3 protein-coding genes are annotated in these 3,103 nt (G+C 47.0%); 2 read left to right on the top strand and 1 reads right to left on the bottom strand.

Annotated features, from left to right (window positions below):
* The coding region (locus J4G02_22245) for a hypothetical protein (GenBank protein ID MCE2397233.1) at window positions 1–373 on the top strand (373 nt) is incomplete at its 5' end.
* 149 nt (window positions 374–522) lie between these two features.
* Here the strand turns inward: J4G02_22245 and J4G02_22240 are convergent.
* Window positions 523–1,350 carry a hypothetical protein gene (locus J4G02_22240; GenBank protein MCE2397232.1) on the bottom strand — a complete coding sequence of 276 codons (828 nt, stop codon included), beginning with the start codon at window positions 1,348–1,350 and terminating at the stop codon, window positions 523–525.
* Between the two features lie 184 nt (window positions 1,351–1,534).
* On the opposite strand from J4G02_22240, the gene J4G02_22235 reads away from it, so the two are divergent.
* On the top strand, window positions 1,535–3,052 hold the full coding sequence (locus tag J4G02_22235) for a hypothetical protein (protein ID MCE2397231.1): 1,518 nt from the start codon (window positions 1,535–1,537) through the stop codon (window positions 3,050–3,052).
* Window positions 3,053–3,103 lie beyond the last annotated feature (51 nt).

The raw sequence follows: 3,103 nt of genomic DNA, 5'->3' as shown, positions 1-3,103 counted from the left end.
GATTATTGAAGCACGTCAATTTATGATCAGTCCGTCAATGTGGGAAGGGTTAGGTGATGCGCGGCGTGAGGTTTTAGTCAACATGGCATTTAATCTTGGTTATCGGAAGTTGAACAAGTTTGTCAAGTTCAAACAAGCACTCATGGAAAGGAACTATGATAGAGCAGCCGATGAGATGCTTGATTCAAAATGGTCAGGTCAAGTAAAGGGTAGGGCGCAGAGACTAGCAAAAGTAATGCGGACTAACAATCCTGCCCACTTTTATGATATAGGATTTGTGCAGCAGAACACTCAAACTCCCCGTTCCGTGAGTCTTCGATCTGTAGTGCAGCGATTTATCACCGCAGGCACCCGATCCATCGGAGATCCATAGTCAATCCCATTCGGTTTTAACGACTCAACGGAACGCCTATAAACACAGATTGCTTTGAACCCTGATCTTATCGGAGATTACCTTGAGCCCTTGGTGAAGTCGGAGCCGATCGAATTTGCCAACTAGCAGCTTGCGTTATAATATTTAAACTATCTTCTAGGTGGGTCTGGTGATGAAATGATTACCATCAGAAAAAATGGGTCCCCCCACTTATATCCATTTTGTGAAAGCGGCCTGCGCCAGAGGTGTACCACTGGACGGGTGTCACGAATAAGTGAATCGGCCCAGCTCATGTGTCCCAAGACATGATATTCAAAATTGGGATCAGGTCTGTTTTGCAGGAAGGTTCGGCCGGATTTGTCGTAGCCAAATCGTTCGTAAAAGATCTCTTGTCGAATATCGGACTCCAGTCCGTGATCGTATTCCCGATTGGTTTTCTTGTAGATAACCTCAACTTTCTCAATAAATACCTCCTTAGTTTCTTGGATCGTATCGTGGTTATTGACAGTCAAAGTTAGTTCATGCCCGTCAAGACGACCGTTTCTGTCACCTATGGCTTGGTAGCGGATGATATTTCCTTTGATGTTCAGTGGCTCGGCAAAGCAGACATAGTGGAGATCAAATTCCATGTGCTGCCAAACGCCGGTAGGCATACCGTGATTGGCGAGCCAGTTGGCTTGGAGGGGCTTGATGACATCTGCGGTCAAAATCAACTTCTGATTCTCATTAAGTCTATAAGCAGCAATTTCGTCGGGTGTTACCTCTCTTCTACTCCAGAGATGTTTTAACTGTGGATTGCTATCCATATCTGCCGGTACATCCTTGTAGTTAGTTGTAAAGAAGGTATTGGGACGGTTAATCAATGTCTGATTCGGTTTGTGGACCGGGTTAGCTTGGACCTGTGAAAGGTAGCTGGCAACTATAGCAGCTGTAAATACCAATCCAAGAATTGCAAGTAGTATAAATCTATACCTCATGATCGCTCCTCCCTTAGTTGTGGGTGTGTGAGAAGCTCAATTTGTTCTATTTTATAACAGGATATAACAGAATACCACAGAAAAGTCCGTAGGTCGAAATCCAAACAGCGACGAGGATTCTGATCCCGATGAAATCGGGGTTTCCGAACCTGTACTAATGAACTAATGAACCAACTGGAACGATATGGCACAAGAGAAGCCGTTTGAAAAATTGAGACCAAGTACGCAGAAGGCGATACGGAACGAGACGAAGCGGAAGATGGAGGGCAGATATCCGCGGACATGGATAGATGCTGCGCTAGGGATTGACGATCCGCCGTGGTGGTGGCAAGGAGTGACATGGCTGCCGGGTCGAGCTGTCCCTGCGTTCCTAACCGGTATTGGCGAAGCGGTAGAAGGCATTGATATAATGCTCAGTCCGGTCGACACGGAGCTCAAGCAGAACTTAGAACTCGCTATCGAAAATGCTGAGAATTACAGAAGAACAAGAGGCGAAAATTCATGGCAATATCAACATGCGAAGCAGCATGTCGACCGTTTATTCGCAGAATGGCACGCGGGCGGAAGCGAGGAATGGCGAAAGGGTAAACTGGGCATCGAAGCACTGCACCAACAAATTCTTGATGAAGCCGATCCACCGCACCTTCGAGCATTACGTGAGCAGGCGAAACTTGCGTTTGACGATGGACGCGGCTACATGTCCAAAGAACATCGAGACGCGGTGAAGGCATACAACGAAGCAAAGGCGAAGCCGTATCCGACACCGATATGGGATGCGTTCAAGGCAAACTATTCAAAGTATAAGCTATGGACGGCGGAAGGGCGAGAAAAGTTTTGGACCACATTGGTGAATCGGCCCGACGAGATTGTGGGAGATGTGTCGGTATTCGCACCCTATCTCAAAGCCTCCAAAATCGGGGGGATCGCCAAGGTGGGGAAGTGGGTAGACCGGCTGGATCTAAGCAACGTGGTCGATACTGTTGTCGATGCCACAAAAGCGACCAACAAACTTAAACCTCCACTCAGAGCCGATACGTCTAATATAGATACAGCTGCACTCGCCCGCCTCGATCTGGTCTCCGGTAAACAGATCAGCCAAGCGCAAATCGACAAATGGGATACAGCCCCAAATGTCTTCTACAGAATCACGAATGCAAGTAGACTGGATCAACCGCGTTCCTTGCAGTTTGACCAAGGCGAGGGGATAGAGGAAGATATCCGTGAGGCACTTATCCAGGGGCATCCAGCGTTTGAAAAATTTGCACCTGAATTGACCCTTCAGGATTTGCTCGATGACTCCGGCACATTTATGTCATACAGCGAAGCTAAAAAGCGGTGGGGCGACAAATTAGTAAAAAAAGAATACGATTATTGGTATAATTATGTAGAAGCCGCAGAATCTTCCTTTAAGGTGACGCCAATCAAGCCCGTGGAGATTGATGGTGAGATAGTGGAGATGCAGTATCTCGGTGTCAACGGAAGTGACAGGTTTGACGTGATATATGAGTATTTACGTCGAAGGGAGTGGGACAACGTTATTAAAAAAGAGGAGGATAGGTCAGTTCTGCAAGTAATCCAGGGCGATGAGATTGGTGAAACATGGTCAGGGGATGGGAAAATCATCAAGCCGCGAGAAACCCTCGCTGTGTTTGACGTGGACGCGATAAAACGCTTTCCGTACACTGTGGAGGTACAACAATGAAAATAACAATGAAAGGATATGTACCCTATCCAGAAGAGATTGAAATCGAGC

The organism is Candidatus Poribacteria bacterium, from assembly GCA_021295755.1.
In the GTDB taxonomy this organism is placed as follows: Bacteria; Poribacteria; WGA-4E; order WGA-4E; family PCPOR2b; genus PCPOR2b.
Note: the sequence above shows the minus strand (reverse complement) of the source record. Positions and strands in the feature narration are given on the sequence as shown.